11 protein-coding genes and 1 tRNA gene are annotated in these 16,223 nt (G+C 68.6%); 8 read left to right on the top strand and 4 right to left on the bottom strand.

The features are described from left to right. The first annotated feature begins 196 nt into the window (after positions 1–196). From ACFPN1_RS08775 to ACFPN1_RS08790, 4 genes are all read left to right on the top strand, one after another. Positions 197–1,078, top strand: coding sequence for an ABC transporter ATP-binding protein (locus ACFPN1_RS08775; RefSeq protein WP_386754501.1), 882 nt, complete (start codon positions 197–199; stop codon positions 1,076–1,078). Continuing rightward, entirely contained in the window at positions 1,075–2,727 is a 1,653-nt protein-coding gene (locus ACFPN1_RS08780) for an ABC transporter permease (RefSeq protein ID WP_386754502.1), read from the top strand. Before ACFPN1_RS08775 ends, ACFPN1_RS08780 begins: the two co-directional genes overlap by 4 nt. 262 nt (positions 2,728–2,989) lie before the next feature. Further along, the gene (locus ACFPN1_RS08785; protein WP_386754503.1) at positions 2,990–6,064 is read left to right on the top strand and encodes a two-component regulator propeller domain-containing protein; all 3,075 of its coding nucleotides are present in this window, start codon (positions 2,990–2,992) and stop codon (positions 6,062–6,064) included. Further along, positions 6,061–8,268: a putative bifunctional diguanylate cyclase/phosphodiesterase gene (locus tag ACFPN1_RS08790; RefSeq protein ID WP_386754505.1), complete on the top strand. Its 2,208-nt coding sequence runs from the start codon at positions 6,061–6,063 to the stop codon at positions 8,266–8,268. Before ACFPN1_RS08785 ends, ACFPN1_RS08790 begins: the two co-directional genes overlap by 4 nt. Before the next feature lie 78 nt (positions 8,269–8,346). On the opposite strand, the gene ACFPN1_RS08795 is transcribed toward ACFPN1_RS08790, so the two are convergent. From ACFPN1_RS08795 to ACFPN1_RS08805, 3 genes are all read right to left on the bottom strand, one after another. Next, a complete protein-coding gene (locus ACFPN1_RS08795; protein WP_386754506.1) occupies positions 8,347–9,801 on the bottom strand; it encodes a choice-of-anchor Q domain-containing protein in 1,455 nt (484 codons plus the stop codon). A 547-nt stretch (positions 9,802–10,348) separates the two neighbouring features. Further along, on the bottom strand, positions 10,349–10,735 hold the full coding sequence (locus ACFPN1_RS08800) for a cupin domain-containing protein (RefSeq protein WP_386754507.1): 387 nt from the start codon (positions 10,733–10,735) through the stop codon (positions 10,349–10,351). Positions 10,736–10,859: 124 nt separating this feature from the next. Continuing rightward, positions 10,860–11,321: a GNAT family N-acetyltransferase gene (locus tag ACFPN1_RS08805; RefSeq protein ID WP_386754508.1), complete on the bottom strand. Its 462-nt coding sequence runs from the start codon at positions 11,319–11,321 to the stop codon at positions 10,860–10,862. 193 nt (positions 11,322–11,514) lie between these two features. On the opposite strand from ACFPN1_RS08805, the gene ACFPN1_RS08810 reads away from it, so the two are divergent. The 4 genes from ACFPN1_RS08810 to ACFPN1_RS08825 all read left to right on the top strand — a co-directional run bounded on the left by ACFPN1_RS08810 (position 11,515) and on the right by ACFPN1_RS08825 (position 13,824). Next, positions 11,515–12,486 carry a cation diffusion facilitator family transporter gene (locus ACFPN1_RS08810; RefSeq protein ID WP_386754509.1) on the top strand — a complete coding sequence of 324 codons (972 nt, stop codon included), beginning with the start codon at positions 11,515–11,517 and terminating at the stop codon, positions 12,484–12,486. 92 nt (positions 12,487–12,578) lie between these two features. Beyond that, on the top strand, positions 12,579–12,929 hold the full coding sequence (locus tag ACFPN1_RS08815) for a hypothetical protein (protein WP_386754511.1): 351 nt from the start codon (positions 12,579–12,581) through the stop codon (positions 12,927–12,929). 13 nt (positions 12,930–12,942) lie between these two features. Continuing rightward, positions 12,943–13,608 carry a sulfotransferase family protein gene (locus ACFPN1_RS08820; RefSeq protein ID WP_386754512.1) on the top strand — a complete coding sequence of 222 codons (666 nt, stop codon included), beginning with the start codon at positions 12,943–12,945 and terminating at the stop codon, positions 13,606–13,608. A gap of 140 nt (positions 13,609–13,748) precedes the next feature. Beyond that, positions 13,749–13,824 (top strand) — tRNA-Gly (locus tag ACFPN1_RS08825). Between the two features lie 58 nt (positions 13,825–13,882). On the opposite strand, the gene ACFPN1_RS08830 is transcribed toward ACFPN1_RS08825, so the two are convergent. After that, on the bottom strand, positions 13,883–16,183 hold the full coding sequence (locus tag ACFPN1_RS08830; RefSeq protein ID WP_386754513.1) for a hypothetical protein: 2,301 nt from the start codon (positions 16,181–16,183) through the stop codon (positions 13,883–13,885). Positions 16,184–16,223 lie beyond the last annotated feature (40 nt).

The following is a 16,223-nucleotide window of genomic DNA, read 5'->3' on the forward strand; positions in this document are numbered from 1 at the left end:
TCGGGCGAAGGCGGGGATCCGGCGAATTTCCGCTGCTTGGCAGGCGCCGAAAGACGAGATCCCCGCTTTCGCCGGGATGACGACGGTCGGGGGATGACGGCCGTTGCCGGGGTTGGCCCCTGTCGAAGGTCCTATGTCTTTAGGTGTTATACATCACTACAATACCTAAACATCTTGCCCCTCAGGACCCGCGCCCATGTTGGAACTGTCTTTGGAATCAGTAAGTTACAGCTACCGCCGGGGCCACCTCGCGGTGTCGGACGTCGGCCTGACGCTGGGCACCGGGGTCGTCGGCCTGCTCGGCCCCAACGGCGCGGGCAAGTCCACGCTGATGCGTGTGCTCTCCACCCTGGCCCGGGCAAGCACCGGCCGGGTGCTGTGGTGCGGCGAGGACATCGCCCGCAAGCCCGACGCGCTGCGCCGCGAGCTCGGCTATCTGCCGCAGGACTTCGGCGTGTACGAGGCGCTGTCCGCGCGCGAGTTCCTCGCCTTCCTCGCCGCGGTGAAGGGACTGCCGGCGCGCAGCGTCGCCGGGCGCGTCGACGCGTGCCTGGAGATGGTGGGCCTGCACGACGTCGCCGACCGCCGCCTGGGCGACTACTCCGGCGGCATGCGCCAGCGCGTGGGCATCGCCCAGGCGCTGCTCAACGATCCGCGCCTGCTGATCGTCGACGAACCCACCGTCGGCCTCGATCCCGAGGAACGCGCGCGCTTCCGCCACCTGCTCGCCGAACTGGCGGGGCAGCGCCTGGTGATCCTCTCCACCCACATCGTGTCCGACATCGAAGCCAGCGCCGGCGAACTCGCGGTGATGGCCGGCGGCCGCCTGCGCTACCACGGCGCGCCCGAAACCCTGATCGCCGCCGCGGCCGGACACGCATGGAGCTGGACGATCCCTTCCGACCGCCTCGCCGATGTGCGCGCGCGCTTCCGCATCAGTCGTGCGCAGCGCCGCGCGCAGGGCGTCGAAGTTCGCGTCGTCGGCGAACGCGCGCCGTCCGCCGACGCGATGCCGGCGATCCCCGATCTGGAAGACGCCTACCTGTGGCTGCTGCATCGCGCGGGAGTCGAGGCATGAACGCCACCCTGCGCGCGACGGCCGCCATCCTGCGCGCCGACCTCCTCCAGCGCGTGCGCACGCCGCGCTTCTGGATCGTGGTGTTCGCGCTGGGCGCCTTCATGTGGTGGTGCCTGCCACCGGCGGACGCCGATTACCTCACCGTCTCGGTGGGCGAACACGTCCGCGGGCGCTACTCCAGCGCGTGGATCGGCCTGTCGATGGCGCTGATCTACAGCCCGCTGCTGTCGCTGGCCGGCTTCTACCTGGTCCGCGGCACCGTGGCGCGCGATCTGGAAACGCGCACGTGGCAATTGCTGGTCGCAACGACGATGAGCCGGCACGCCTACCTCGTGGCGAAGTGGCTGAGCCATCTCGCCGTGTTCGCCGCCACGCTGCTGGTCGGACTGGGCGTGGCGCTGGCGCTGCAACTGCTGCGCGCCGAGGATCTGCACATCGACCTGGTCGAACTGGTGAAGCCGGTGCTGCTGATCACGCTGCCCGCGCTCGCACTCACCGCGGCGTTGGCGGTGTGGTTCGACCTGGTGCCGTGGCTGCGGCGCAGCGCCGGCAACGTGCTGTTCTTCGTGGTGTTCATCGTGCTGATCAGCGTGGGCGTGTCGCAGGCGAACCGCGCGCCCGGCGCACCGCCGCCCTTCCCCGGCGATTTCCAGGGTCTGGTGAGCGCCGAGTACGACGTCACGCATCGCTGGCCGGCGGCGCGCTCGGCCCTCGAGCAAATCACGCGCGATCGCGCAGGACTCGCAGCGAAGGCGCAAAGCGCGGGCACGCAGCGGGCCGAAACGGCGCACGAAGACGCCACGCCGGGCCTGAGCGTGGGCACGCAGCCGCTGGAAGGCACACCGCCGGTGCTGGCCGAGTGGTCGCACTGGAACGTCCGGGCATCGCTGCTCGCCGGACGCGCGTTCTGGCTTGCGCTCGCTTTCGTGTTGCTGCTTTCGGCGACGCCGTTCCTCGATCGTTTCGCCGCGCGCGCCGGCACGGCCAGCGTGGCGCGTCCACGCGGTGCGTCACTGCGCTGGCTCGATTCTGTGTTCGATCGCCTGCTCGCGCCGCTGCAGCGCGGCACCGCCGGCACGCTGCTCGCGGCGGAACTGCGACTGACGCTGCGCTCGCGGCGCTGGTGGTGGTGGCCGGGCATGGCGATCGCCGGCATCGTGCAACTGGCAGCGCCGGACCAGGGCCTCGTAGCGGGCATCATCGCCGCGTGGCTGCTGTGCATGGACGTGTTCTCGCGGCTGGTGCTGCGCGAACACGAGACGCGCACGGCGGCACTGGTGTTCACCGCGGCGGGCATGCGCTCGACGCTGCTGTGGACGCGCATCGCGATGGCGACCGGTCTGGCCTGCGCCGTAGTCCTGCCGGCCGTGCTGCGACTGGCCGTGCAGCATCCGTCCGCCGCGGTCGCCACGCTCGTCGTCGCCATGTCGGTGGCGCTGTGGGCGCTCGCGCTCGGCGCGGTGTTCCGCAATCCGCGACCGTTCGAGCTGTGCCTGCTGGTCGCCGGTTACATCAGCGTGCAGGGCGCGCTGGTGCTCGACACGCTCGCCGCGCCGATGACGACGCTGGCCTGGCACGCGGCATCGATACCGGTGGCCGTGGCGGTATTGCTGTCGGCATGGCGACAGGGCCTGGCCGCGCGCGCGTAGCGCGGCCTGCGAGGCGACGACCGGCTGCGCCGCGCGGCTGGTCGGCGCATGCACGGGCCGCGTCGCAGCGATGTCGGCCCGACGCGCCCCGGGGCAATCCTGCATCAACGCAACCACGCTCCCGGACCGGACAGCCGCGCCCTTCCCCCGATGCGGTGACGCCTGCAGCACGCTGATCGGTTCAGCCAGCGCCGCAACGCATCGCGACACGCCCGCATTGCAACTGGACAAGCTGCGGCGATAGGCGGAACCTTCGCTCGCCATGTCGGCCCTCCGCCTGACGCAGTGCTTCGTTCTCGTCGCTCTGCTGCTTCGGGCGACGTGCGTGCTTGCACTCGATCCGCACAAGGCCTTCCGCCATTACGTCATCGACCGCTGGACCACGCAGAGCGGTCTGCCGCAGACCTCGGCGCTGGCGATCACCCAGGATCGCGACGGTTATCTGTGGGTCGGCACGCAGGGCGGACTCGCGCGCTTCGACGGCATGCGTTTTACCGCGTACACGCCGGAAGACACGCCCGGCCTGCCCGGCATCTGGATCCGCGCGCTGCTCACCGATCGCGCCGGCCGTCTGTGGGTCGGCACTTACAAGGGCCTCGCGTTGCGCGAACGCGATGGCTTCACGCCGATACCGACCGCCGATCCGGCGATGCCGACGCTCGACGTGTACGCGCTGGCCCAAGCCCCCGACGGCAGGCTGCTCGCGGCGACATCGGAAGGCGTGTTCCGCATCGATCCGCAACGCCGGCGCCTGGTCGCGATGGAAGGCAGTCCACGCCCCGCTTCGTCGTTGCTGGTGCGCCGCGACGGCGTGTGGGTCGGAACACTCGGTGCGGTCGTGCGCATGGCCGATGGCCGGCGCGCCCGCCTGCCCTTGCCGGCCGCGGCGCAGAACACGGTCGTCAGCCAGCTGGCCGATGCGCAGGGCAAGGTGTGGGCGGGCACCGCACAGGGCTTCTTCAGTCTCCAAGCCGACGGCTGGAAGCGCTTCGATGCACTACCGGTGCTCGCGCGCGCCCCGGTGCTGTCGATGCGCGCGGACAGCGACGGCAACCTGTGGATCGGCACCAATCCCGGACTGGCGCGTTTGCGCGACGCGAAGCTCGTCGAATTCGTGCCCGAAACGCATCCACGCTCGGTACCGCAGGTGGTATCGATCTACGAGGATCGCGAAAGGAACCTGTGGCTCGGCACCCAGCCCGATGGCCTGGCGCGCGTGTGGAACGGCTGGACGCGCCGCTACAGCACCAGCGACGGCCTGCACAACGCGGTGGTGTGGTCGCTTGCGCGCGGACCGGACGGTCGCCTGTGGGTCGGCACCAACGACGGGCTGACGTTGTTCGAGAACGGCCGCTTCCGGCTGGTCGTGCCCGGCAGCGATCTGCCGCACCCGCACGCCTACAACCTGCTGGCCGAACGGGACCGCGTGTGGATCGGCACGCGGCGCGGACTGGTCGTGCTCGACCACGGCCGCCTCGTCGCGCCGCCGGAGTTCGCGCCGATGGCGACCGCGCAGATCAACGGCATCGTGCGCGACGGCGCGGGCGCGTTGTGGATCACCACCACCGAGGGCCTGTTCCGCTGGCAGGACGGGCACCTGCAGCGCTATGCGCAGGAACAGGGCCTGCGCGATCCGCGCGTGCGCGTGATCGCGTTCCTGCGCGACGGGCGGCGCCTGATCGGCACGCAATCGGGCCTGTTCGAACTGCGCGACGGCCACGCGCGCCAGATCGGCCTGGATGCCGGACTCGTGCCCGAACTCGACGTCACCAGCATCCTCGAACTGCACGACGGCCGCATCGTGATCGGCACGCTCGACCAGCACATCTCGGTGTTCGCGGGCGGACGCTGGCACCGCTACGGCGCGCCCGACGGCATTCCCGCCAATTCCGCGTACTACATGACCGAGGATCCCCAGCACACGCTGTGGATCGCGGGCATCCGCGGCGTGTCGCGCGTGCCGACCGCGGCCTTGCCCACCGGCGCCGGGGAGCCGCGCCTGCCGCTGCCCGGCGAGATCGTCCTGTCCGAACGCAGCGCACCCCACGCCGGGCAACCGGGCCTGTGCTGCAACGGCGCGGGCATGTCGAAGGGCCTGCGCGATCCCGACGGCGTGCTGTGGCTGCCCTCGCGCGACGGCGTGGTCGCGCTGGACACGCACGCGATCGTGAAGAACCCGCTGCCGCCGCCGGTGGTGGTGGAACGCGTGCGCACGCAGCAGGACTGGCACGTGCCGCGCCCGGGTGAAACCCTCGCCCTCCCGGCCGCCGCACGCGATCTGGGTTTCGAATTCACCGTGCTGAGCTTCCAGGATCCGCACAGCAACCAGCTGCGCTACCGCCTGCTCGGTTACGACGAGTACTGGCAGCGCGTGCAGGACAGCAGCCAGCGCAGCGTCAACTACACCAATCTGCCACCCGGCCGTTACGCCTTCGAAGTGATGGGCGCCAACAACGCCGGCGTGTGGAGTCGCAAGCCGGCCATCCTGCGCTTCACCATCGCGCCGAAATTTCACGAGACGCGGCTGTTCCAGATGCTCGCGGTCGCGCTGCTCGCCGTCCTGCTGTACGCGATCTATCGACGTCAGCAGTGGCTGCACGTGCGCCAGCGCGACCGGCTCGAACACGAGGTGCACGACCGCACCCAGCAGCTGCATTCGGCCAACGCGCGGCTCGAGGGCGCGAGCCTGTCCGATCCACTGACCGGACTGCACAACCGCCGCTACCTCGCAAACCAGCTGCCCGCGGACCTGTCCTACTACGACCGCGAACAGCAGCGGCTGGGCGACTACGAGCGCGCGCTGGTGCTGGCGATGATCGACCTCGACAGTTTCAAGCAGGTCAACCTGCGCCACGGCCGCCGCAACGGCGATCGCGTGCTGCAGCAGGTCGCGCACCTGCTGCGGTCGATCGTGCGCGAAGGCGACTATCTGGTGCGCTGGAGCGGCGAGCAGTTCCTGCTCGTGTGCCGGCCGATGGCCGCGGGCGAAGCGAACAGGATCGGGGAACGCCTGCGCGCGGCGATCGCCGGCTTCCCCTTCGACATCGGCGACGCCGAGCCGGTGCGGCTGACCTGTTCGATCGGCCTGGCCGAATACCCGCTGCATCGCGACAGCCGCCAGCTGCTGGGCTGGGAACAGATCGCCGAACTCGCCGACTGCGCGCTGTATCGCGCGCGCCGCCGCGGACGCGACAGCTGGGTCGCGCTGTTGCCGACGGAGCGCACGGACCTGGCCACGCTGATCGACGAGGCACGCCGCGACCTGGACGCGATGCTCGCCGCGGGACGCCTGCAGCTGCTGCTGTCGGCCGCGCACGCGCCGGAGCCGCTGTCGTGAAGCGGCCGCTCGCCCGCGATGTCGCGCTCGCGCTGGGCTGGATCGCCGCCTACGTCGCGGCCGGCGCGTTCGCGGTGAAAGCCGTGGCCGAACCCGACGACGTCGCGCTGTACTGGCCCGCGTCGGGCATCGCCCTGGCCGGCGCGATGCGTTATGGCGCGCGCTGGGTCGTGCTGGTGCCGCTGGCGCAGTTGCTGGTGCAGGCCTTCGCGCCGGTCCCTGCGGCGTTCCTGCCGTTCTCGCTGCTGTCCAACGCCGTCGGCGCCTGGCTCGGCGCGACCTGGGCGGGGCGGCAGGGTCGACCCACCGTGATGCATCAGGTCACGCGCCTGCCCGTCGCCGGACTGCTGATGGCGGTGACCGGCGCCACCGTCGGCACGTTCGGCATGTGGCTTGCGCACATGGTGCCCGCCGATCGCCTCGCCGATGCGTGGCTGCGCTGGATGTTCGGCGATCTGCTCGGCGTGGTCAGCGTGGCCCCGGCGGTATTGCTGCTGCTGGATGCGCGCGAGCGACCGCAGGCGATCGATCCGGGGCCCGGCAGCGAAGCCGAACGCCAGGTCTGGAACATCGCGCTGGTCGCGAGTTTCCTGCTGATGGCGTGGGGCGCGACCGAAGCGCCCAAGTACGTGCTCGGCCTCACCAGCCTGCCGCTGGCGATCATGCTGTGGAGCGCGCTGCGCTTCTCCGCGTTGCGCACCGCCACGTCCGTGCTGCTCACGGTCGGCCTGGTCGGCATGCTCGCCGGGTACGGCCTCGCCGGCTTCCGGCCGCCGGCGCGCACGCTCGAAGCGGTGATCCTGCTGGTGTACCTGTCGCTGCTGGCGACCATGCCCGGCGTGCTGGCGATGGCCATGCGCGCGCAGCGCGCGAGCGCGCGTTCGCTCGAGCGCCGCGCGACCACCGATCCCTTGACCGGCCTGCCCAACCGCGCCGGCTTCGAGGCAAAGGCGGCGACACTACTCGCCGATCCGGCAAGTTCGTCGATGGCGCTGGTCTACCTCGACCTCGACAACCTCAAGCTGATCAACGACACCGCGACGCACGCGGCCGGCGACGCGCTCATCGCCGAAGTCGCCACCGCGCTGCGCGGCCAGGTCACCGCGCGCGACCTGCTCGGCCATTACGGCGCCGACGAATTCATCGTCCTGCTCAACGGCTGCAGCATCACCGCCGCACGCGAACGCGCGCAGGCGCTGCTGCGCGCGGTCGAGCACTGCCAGTGCGAATTCGGCGATCAACGCCTGTCCACCACCGCGAGCATCGGGCTGGTGCCGTTCCAGCCCAACGAGATGTCACTGGCGGAGGTCCTGTCGCAGGCCGACGCCGCCTGCTTCACCGCCAAGGAACAGGGCGGCAACCGCGTCGCGCTGGGCGGCTCGCTGGCCGGCGCGCTGACCGATGCCACCTCGGAAATGCGCTGGACGCTGCGCATCCGCCAGGCGCTGAAGGCCGACGACAGTTTCCAGCTCTACGCGCAATCGATCGTGCCGTTGGCCGCGGCCACCGCGGGATACCGCTTCGAACTGCTGCTGCGCCTGCGCGATCCCAACGGCGGCGCGTTGCATACGCCGGACAAGTTCCTGCCCGCGGCCACGCGCTTCGGCCTGAGCGCGCGCATCGACCGCAAGGTGGTCGACACCGCATTGGCCTGCCTGGAAGCCCATCCGGAGGCCGCGTCGCAGGTCGCCATCTGCGCCATCAACCTCAGCGGCCACGCGCTCGCCGACGAGAGCTTCATCGGCTACCTGGTGCAACGCGTGCGCCGCAGTCCGGTCGCGCCGCAGCGGCTGTGCTTCGAGATCACCGAAACCAGCGCGGTGCGCGACATGGCGCGCGCGCAGCGCGTGGTAGGCGAACTGCGCGGACTCGGCTGCCAGTTCGCGCTCGACGACTTCGGCACCGGGCTGTGCTCGTTCAACTACCTGCGCGCGCTCGACGTCGACTGCTTCAAGATCGACGGCAGCTTCGTCCGCGACATGGACCAGTCGCCGCTGGCGCTGGAAGTGGTCCGTTCGATCACCCGCATCGCCCACGTGCTGCACAAGTCGACGATTGCCGAGCACACCGAGACCCCCGCGCAACGCGACGCGCTGGCCGGGCTCGGGGTCGACTTCGCCCAGGGTTATCTGTTCGATCGTCCGCGGCCGCTGGCGGCATTCCTGGCGGAAGCGGCGGCGGCGACCAGCGATTCGGGGGGCTGATCGGTCGCACACAAAAAAGAGAGCCCGGGAACCCCGGGCTCTCCTGCTGCATTGGCTGCGTTCCTGCAGCGGCGGCAATTACGGTCGGTACTCGTAGGCACCGATGTCGTTGGCCGCACCAACCGGGCGCTTACCCTCGAGGAAGTCGGTGGTCACCGCGCTGATCTTCGGCGCGCGGTCGATCACGCCACTGCCCGCCAGCGGCTCTGCATCGAACGTGGACAACGTCATGCTGGCCAGCTTCGGATCGCGCGAGCAGCTCGTGCCGGTCGGGCAGTTGCGGGTGTGCCAGCCCATGTTGCCCGAGAAGGACTTCACCGCCGGCGCGCTGCCGCCGGAGAACAACGTGCGCGTGCTGGTGTCGCGGTAGTACGGGAAGCCCACCACCAGGTTGTTCTGGATGTTGACCCGGTCGCTCGAGGTGCCTTCGCCATACGCGATCTGCGCATCGCCTTCGCCGGCGATGGTGTTGTGGCGCACGGTCGCGGTATCGCCGCCGGTGAGCACGAGCAGCAGCGAAGTGCCGTACGCGCGGCACAGGTCGCCGGTGGTCATGTAGTACTTGCCGCGGAAGTAAGTGCAGCGACCGACGATCACCGAGTTCTCGATCAGCGAATTGCCGCGGACCTTGACCTGGTTACCGGCATTGGCCACCGCATACACGCGACGCATCGTCACCTTGGAGGTGCTCGCGCCGTTCATGTAGCGGAAGTCGAGGCCGTCGGAGGTGTTGTGGTGGACGAAGACGTCTTCGACCAGCCACTGGCCGCCGGTGCTGGTGGTGCCGAAGCCGTCGCCGTAGCCGCCGGTCTGCTGCGCCCAGCAGGCCCAGGCTGCACCCGTCGACACGCGTTCACCGCATCCGTTCCAGGCGATCTCCACGTCGCGCAGGATCATCGTGCCGGAGTTGGAGCCGTTGTCGCCGACGTTGCCGTCCCAGCCGGCCGTGCCGTTGCGGTTGATCTTGGTGCGCTGCACGGTCCAGTAGGCGAGGCCGCCGGCATTGATGCCGCGCGCCGCCAGGCCGTGGATGTTGAGGTCATGCAGCCACACGTGCTTCGAATTGCGGGCGTACACGCCCACGCGCGCCCACTGCATGCTGCTGGTGCAGCGCGCGGCGGAGACGGAGTGGTTGTAGACGCAGTCGCTGGCGTCGGTGATGTCGAGGTTGGCGACTTCCACGTAGGAACTGCCATCGAGGTTGAGCACGCGGTGCGTGCCGCCCACGCCCACCAGCTTCGGCCGCGTTCCGGACTTGCCGATGATGCGGGTCTTGCGGGTGGAAGTACCGCTCGGCACCGGCTGCATGTAGCCGTTGCTGCCGACCTTGTAGGAGCCCGGGCCGATCACCAGCGTGTCGGTACCCTTGATGCGGCGCGAGCCGGAGGACGGCAGCGCGACGCTGGGATTGTTCCAGGCGCAGGCGCGGGCAGTGCCGCTACCGGGGTATTTCGCATCCGAACGACCGGTGCACTGCGAGGCCGTGCCGCCGTCGGTACGTACGTAATAGGTCGTGGCATGGGCAGACCCCATGGCGGCAAGACCGAGGGAAAGTGAAACAAGGAACTTCGTAAAGGACATTCGCTTCTCCGCGTGATCCGAAAAGGAACGGCGTGGGTTCCTTTCCACGACCGGGCGCGGACTCTACGAATGCGATCCAGGGTGATTTGTGCGACGGCCCACACTTCGGCCGCGCATTGCGCATCGGCAAATTCCGATGCGCGTCTCGTACGCTTGCGCGTGCGATGCATGGCGATTTGTTCAGCGACGAGTCGGAAAAGCGCGCGCGATGAACAGGCGGAGGCGCGCGCGATGCGCGGATCCCCAAGGCAAAAACAGGGGCAAAAAGATCGGAAAAACCGCGATTCCAAAGCAGCGTGCTTTCTTGCGAAGCGCGCTGTTCGACGTGGCGCAAGCATGAATGCGCACCGGGGTTTCAGTCAGGAACATTGCGCACGACGCACGCGAATCGCCGCTCGAAAGCGACCGCAAAACGAACTCGTAAACGAATCATTAGCGCGATGTAAGCATCGCGTAAGCGACGGTGTGCACGGCCCGCACGCCCCAAACGCGGTGCCCGCTACTCCACGAACAACGTGCGCGCGCCTTGCCGTTCGAAGGTCGCGTTCACCGTGCGCCCGATCGCGCGCGTGCGATGCACGGTGCCCGCCGGCACCACCAGCGCCTGCCACGGCTGCAGCCGCGCGCGGCCGCCGTCGTCGAAGTCGATCTCCAGTTCACCGGCCACCACCAGGAACAGCTCGTCCGAATCCGGATGCTGGTGCCAGCGGTACTCGCCCTCGAACACCGACATCCGCAGGCAGTCGCCGTTGACGTCGAACAGCACCTGGTTGCGGTACGCCTCGGTGACCGCCGCCGCTTCGGCGCGGATGTCGACGATGGCCCGGCCGGGAAACCGCGCGGTTTCGGCGGCGTATTGCTCAGCATTGGGGAATTCGGAAGTCATGGGACCTGCGCATCGCGCATTCGCGTGGGGGAGGCCGCAGTGTGCGCGTATCGATCGACGCAGGCATGCGCGCGGCGGAACGCTGCATATCGCCCTGCTGCCGCGCGCAGGCGTGAAGCAGTGTTCAGGCACCCATGCGCTTGCTCAAACACAGCGCATCCAGGCCGGGGCGGTAGTAGCCGGCCACGCGATCGCGCAGCTCGTAACCGAGTGCCTCGTAGAACGCGATGGCACCCGGATTGTCGGCACGCACTTCGGCGCTGATCCGCCGCACGCCCGCGGTGAGCGCGCAGGCCTCCAGCCAGGTGAGCACGTGCCGCCCCAGCCCGCGGCGGCGCTGCGCGCGTTGCACGCCCAGCAACACCAGGTGGGCGGAAAGATCTCCGTAATCCATGATCCCGGCGGCCAGCAGATGCCAGCCTTCGTAGACGACGGCGACGTTGGTGATGCGACTGCGCATCGCGGTAAGGATCCGGTCTGGCGTATAGGTCCAGCCCAGGCCGACTTCGATGGCGTCGCGCGACAACTCGGCAATGGCGCGCGCATCGGCCGGCGTGGCGAGACGGATGGCAGGCAGCAACAGCATGACGGAGCGATCGTACGCCCGCTGCGGTTGCACGCTGCGTGAGGCAGCTGCGGGAGGACGCGGGCTTTCGCACGCTGCTCACGCCGGCGTAGCGCTGCCGTGGCTGCGTGGTCCTTGCGTGAACTGCGCGTCCACACGGACTTGCCCGCGGACCAAAGAGGATGATGCGACGCTCGACTTCCGGAGACGCGCGATGGCCGCATCTAGGCGCAAGGTCGTGATCGCCGCGCTGCTCGGCAACCTGGGCGTGGCGGTGACCAAATTCATCGCGGCCGCCCTGACCGGCAGCTCGGCCATGCTCAGCGAAGGCGTGCATTCGCTGGTGGACACCTGCAACCAGCTGCTGATGCTGTACGGGATGCATCGCGCCGCGCGTCCGCCCGATGTGGCGCATCCCTTCGGCCACGCGCGCGAGTTGTATTTCTGGGCCTTCATCGTCGCCCTGCTGGTATTTGCCGCGGGTGCAGGAGTTTCCTTCTACGAAGGCCTGGTGCACCTGCGCGACCCGCACGCCATGGCGAACCCGACGGTCAACTACGTGGTGCTCGCGGTGTCGCTGTTGTTCGAGGGCAGCAGTTCCGCGGTGGCGCTGCGCGCGTTCCGTAGCGCGAAAGGCAAGCGCGGCTGGATTGCCGCCGTCCGCGACAGCAAGGATGCGAGCACGTTCACGGTGCTGTTCGAGGACGTCGCCGCGATGCTGGGCCTGCTGATCGCGCTGGCCGGCGTGATCGCCGCGCAGGTGCTGGACGACCCGCGTTTCGACGGCTATGCCTCGCTCGGCATCGGTCTGGTACTCGCGGTCACCGCGCTCCTGCTCGCGATCGAGACCAAGGGCCTGCTGCTGGGCGAGGTCGCGCAACGGGAGGTCAACGAGGACATCCTGCGCATCGCCGGCGACGATCCCGACGTGCGCTGCGCCAACGGCGTGCTCACCCGGCAACTGGGGCCGGACAGCATCGTGGCCGCGCTCAGCGCGGACTTCCACGACCGCCTGACCACGCCGCAGATCGAGGAGTGCGTGCTGCGGATCGAGCACGCGGTACAGCGGCGGCATCCGGCGGTCATGGCGGTCTTCATCAAACCGCAGACGGCGGAGACCTGGGCGCGCCGGCGCCTGCGTTGGGAGCCCGAGCAAGACGCGGCGCCGCCCGGCCCGGTGTTCTGATCGCGCGGAACGTCACCGCGGGACGCATCCGTCTTGGCCGCCACGCTGCCAGCCGCTAGGCTCACGCTCCCGCGATCCCGACAGCGTGTTGCATGACCACGATCCAGCCCCGCCATCCCGTTCTCGGCCTGATCCGCCTGTTCGCGCTCGCGTGGACGCTGCTGTCGCTGCTCGGCGTGATCGTCGGCGTGCTGGCGCTGCTCTACTTCGCTGCCTGGGGCTGCGTCGGGCATCACCTGGGCTGGTTCGGCTGCACGCTCGGCACTGCGATACTGCCCTTCGCCTGGCTCGTATCGCTGTTCATGGCGGTCGTGGCGCTGATCTTCGCGCAGATCTTCTACGTGGCCGGCGCCAAAGCCGAGCGCGTGGAATTGCGGCGGCCCTCGCTGCGCCGTGGCATTCGTCATCTGATCGGCGAAGTACTCATGGACATCCTCGACTGAGCGAAGGCCGGACATGGCATTGCAGATCATCGGCGCCGGGCTCAGCCGCACCGGCACGCTAAGCATGAAGGCGGCGCTGGAATACCTCGGCTTCGCGCCGTGCTATCACGGCGCGGAAATGGCCCTGCCGCGGGCGGGATGCAACGAAGGCCATCTCGACGCCTGGCACGCGTACTGCTGCGAAGGCGCGCCGGTGGACTGGCGCGAGCTGTTCCGGCACTACCGCGCTTCCGTCGACGTGCCCGGCTGCCTGCACTACCGCGAACTGATGCAGGCCTTTCCGGAGGCGCGCGTCGTGCTCACCACGCGCGATCCCGATGACTGGTTCGATTCCTGGCAGGCGCTGTGGCAGGCGATCGCGGACGCCAACGATCCGGCGCGCATCGTCCGCTACCACCGGTTCCTGCCGGTCCTGCATGCGCTGCTGGAGCATCACTTCGACGGCAAGATCGAACGCGCGTCGAACATCGCCGCCTACCAGCGGCACGTGGACGCCGTCCGCCGCGACGTGCCCGCCGATCGCCTGCTGGAATTCCGCGTGTCGGAAGGCTGGACGCCGCTGTGCGGATTCCTCGGTGTCGACGTGCCCGACGTCCCGTTTCCCCGGCTCAACGACCGCCGGATGACGCGCGATCTGCTCACGACTGCGCTGTGGACCCACGAACCGCTGCAGCTGTGACGGCCGCGCGCACTGTTCTGTGCGATGTGCGGCACCTGCAACGGCGAGCCGCCGTCGAGATGGTGCAGCAACCGCTCCGTCCCCCGGGTGCGCGCACCGCTTCCCAGAACGCGGCCGTTTGCGTACACTGCGCGCCCTTCGCGGGAATAGCTCAGTTGGTAGAGCACGACCTTGCCAAGGTCGGGGTCGCGAGTTCGAGTCTCGTTTCCCGCTCCAGTTGCATCACGACGCCCCGCTCGCGCGGGGCGTCGTCGTTTGCGGAAGCGAGCCGCGGTTACTGGGCGAAGATGCTCACCTGTACCGCGCCGGGATAGCTGTTGTACGCGCCCCGGTTGCACAGCGGCGTCGACAGCTGGTAGTTGCCGGCGGAACTGATCGACTCGATGGTGATCTCGCCTCCCTTGGCCACCGAATAGTTCTGGTGCACCACGAACTGGCCCACCGGCTGGTCGGCATTGAACCCGCGCGAGGGGTCGAAGACCTGCACGCCCACGCGGATATCCTCGATCGGTATGGCCGTGCACTGGATCAACGCGGTCCGGTAGCCGGGGATTGTCACTTTGTCGGGCTTCACCAGGGCGGACAGTCCCTGGCTCACCACGACCACCGGGTTCGGACCGAGATTGGTCAGCGCAATGATCAGGTGGTTCGCGTCGTTGCCGCCGAACGTGTTCGGCATGGTCTTGGCGAAGGCCCAGCCGTTGCTGCCGGCAAAGAAATCGTCCTGCGTCGCACCGGCGGCCCACACTGCATCCAGTGCCGCCTCGTCCGGGCATACGTACTGATAGACCGGATCGGCGATCCAGTACTTGTAGTAGCCGTCCTTGTACGGCGTGATGTGCTGCGCGTACTGCGGCACCTTGTCGATCGGGTCGTCGTTGTCGTCCACGTACTGGTAGATCTGGAACCTGGCCGGCAACAGCATCTGCATCACCGCGATCGTGTAGCCATTGGCGGCGACGTCGAGCAGATGGGAGTCCTTGCCGGCCGGCCACGCCAGGCTGTCGGGGCTCTTCGAGGTGGTGAGCGAACTGACTGCGCTCATCTTCGCCCAGTCGGTCAGCATCGCCTGTTGCATGTCGTCGAACGTCGCCAGCAACGCCTCGAACGTCCCGCTCAACTGGGTCCACAGGTCCGCGTAGGCCACCTGGAACAGGCTCGGCGACATGTCGCTCTTCTGCGCAGCCACCGCGGCGTTGATGCCGCTCTGGAGCACGTTGGCCGCCACGCCGTAGGCGCCGCCCATATCCGACAACACGGTGTAGATCACGCCGGAGACGATCGCGAGGATCAGGCCACCGACACTGGTCTGGTCGCCCTGTTCGAAGCCCGCCAGCTGCCCCAGCTTGTTGAGCAGGAAGCCGTTGTCTTCGAAGAGCTTCTCGTGGAAGTCGCCGTACAGCTGGAACACGTTGCGCACGCTGATCGCGGCATCGAGTTCGGCCTCGAGCTGGTCCGCCACCGGTTTCCAGACGTCGTCGGGAAAGGCGCTGTAGTCGAGTTTCGGTAGCTGCTGCCGATAACCGTCGATGTCGGCGCTGAGGTTGGCGTACTCGTCGCGAAGGACGAGGTCGGGCTGCCTGAAGTGCTGCGCCAGCTGGGTGTTGATGGCCGCGTAGACGGCATCGCCCTCGGCCGTGAACGCCGGGAACGACGGATTCGACGGCGGCATCGCCATGATCGCATCCAGCGGACTGGACGAGAGGAAGTACCACTGCGCGGGCGTATCGGAGTCGCCGACCATTACCGACGAACCGTCCGACGCCGCGCACAGGTAGCCGTTGCTCGCATCGTTCCGGATCGCCGTCGGCCCCAGCGCATTGCTCCACAGCCAGGTCTGCTGGTCCGATGCCGGAAGATCCTGCGCGGCACTGATCGCGGCCGTGCCGCTCTGCGAGAGCACGCTGCCGTTGATCAGTCCGCTCACCAGACGGCCGTCCGGCGTGATCTGCCACAGCTGCGTGGGCGAGCCCGGCACCCGCGGTGCGAGCGTCACGCCATCGTCGCCCACGGTGAGCACGCAGGGCGTCCCGTCCGACCCCTGCTGCACGGTGTTCTGCACGTACACCCAGCGCGGCGGCGGCCAGACCTGCAGGTGACTGGTAAAGGACGACCATTGCGCAGTGCCGTCGGTGTCGTAGGCGATGAGGTCGCCGTCGTCCTGCAACCGCAGCGATTGCGGATCGTCCCAGGTGTTGCTGCTCCAGGACACGTCGCCTGCGGCGTTGTACAGCACCAGGTTGCCGTCGGTCTGGATCGAGAACTTCGCACCGTCCGTGGTGCTGCTCGCCCATAGCGGGCTACCGGTGATGGAGGCGCCGGCCCGCGGAGGCACACCGACGACCTGATACAGCACCAGGTTGCCGTCGGTCTGCAGTATCAGCACGTATCCGTCGTTGGCGGATGCGGCCCATTGCGTGGGCAGCATGTCGGTGCCGGGAAGGATGTTGCCGCCGTCGGCCGCGATCTGATCGCCGAGCGGCACGGTGGCGAAAACCCGCGGATCGGTGGTGGGACCTTCGGGCGATGCGACGTTGGTGCGCGGGCGTTCCTGCTCTTCAACCACGAGATTCATTGCGATCTCCGTATCGTGTGGTGATGAACGATGGTGATGA

Source organism: Lysobacter yangpyeongensis (assembly GCF_042655745.1).
Taxonomy (GTDB): domain Bacteria; phylum Pseudomonadota; class Gammaproteobacteria; order Xanthomonadales; family Xanthomonadaceae; genus Agrilutibacter; species Agrilutibacter yangpyeongensis.

Bases quoted from the DNA above. Each gene is read 5' to 3' on its own strand.
- ACFPN1_RS08775 (WP_386754501.1), top strand. From the start codon at position 197: ATGTTGGAACTGTCTTTGGAATCAGTAAGTTACAGCTACCGCCGGGGC.
- ACFPN1_RS08810 (WP_386754509.1), top strand. From the start codon at position 11,515: ATGGCCGCATCTAGGCGCAAGGTCGTGATCGCCGCGCTGCTCGGCAAC.
- ACFPN1_RS08795 (WP_386754506.1), bottom strand. From the start codon at position 9,801: ATGGGGTCTGCCCATGCCACGACCTATTACGTACGTACCGACGGCGGC.
- ACFPN1_RS08785 (WP_386754503.1), top strand. From the start codon at position 2,990: ATGTCGGCCCTCCGCCTGACGCAGTGCTTCGTTCTCGTCGCTCTGCTG.
- ACFPN1_RS08780 (WP_386754502.1), top strand. From the start codon at position 1,075: ATGAACGCCACCCTGCGCGCGACGGCCGCCATCCTGCGCGCCGACCTC.
- ACFPN1_RS08830 (WP_386754513.1), bottom strand. From the start codon at position 16,183: ATGAATCTCGTGGTTGAAGAGCAGGAACGCCCGCGCACCAACGTCGCA.
- ACFPN1_RS08805 (WP_386754508.1), bottom strand. From the start codon at position 11,321: ATGCTGTTGCTGCCTGCCATCCGTCTCGCCACGCCGGCCGATGCGCGC.
- ACFPN1_RS08800 (WP_386754507.1), bottom strand. From the start codon at position 10,735: ATGACTTCCGAATTCCCCAATGCTGAGCAATACGCCGCCGAAACCGCG.
- ACFPN1_RS08820 (WP_386754512.1), top strand. From the start codon at position 12,943: ATGGCATTGCAGATCATCGGCGCCGGGCTCAGCCGCACCGGCACGCTA.
- ACFPN1_RS08815 (WP_386754511.1), top strand. From the start codon at position 12,579: ATGACCACGATCCAGCCCCGCCATCCCGTTCTCGGCCTGATCCGCCTG.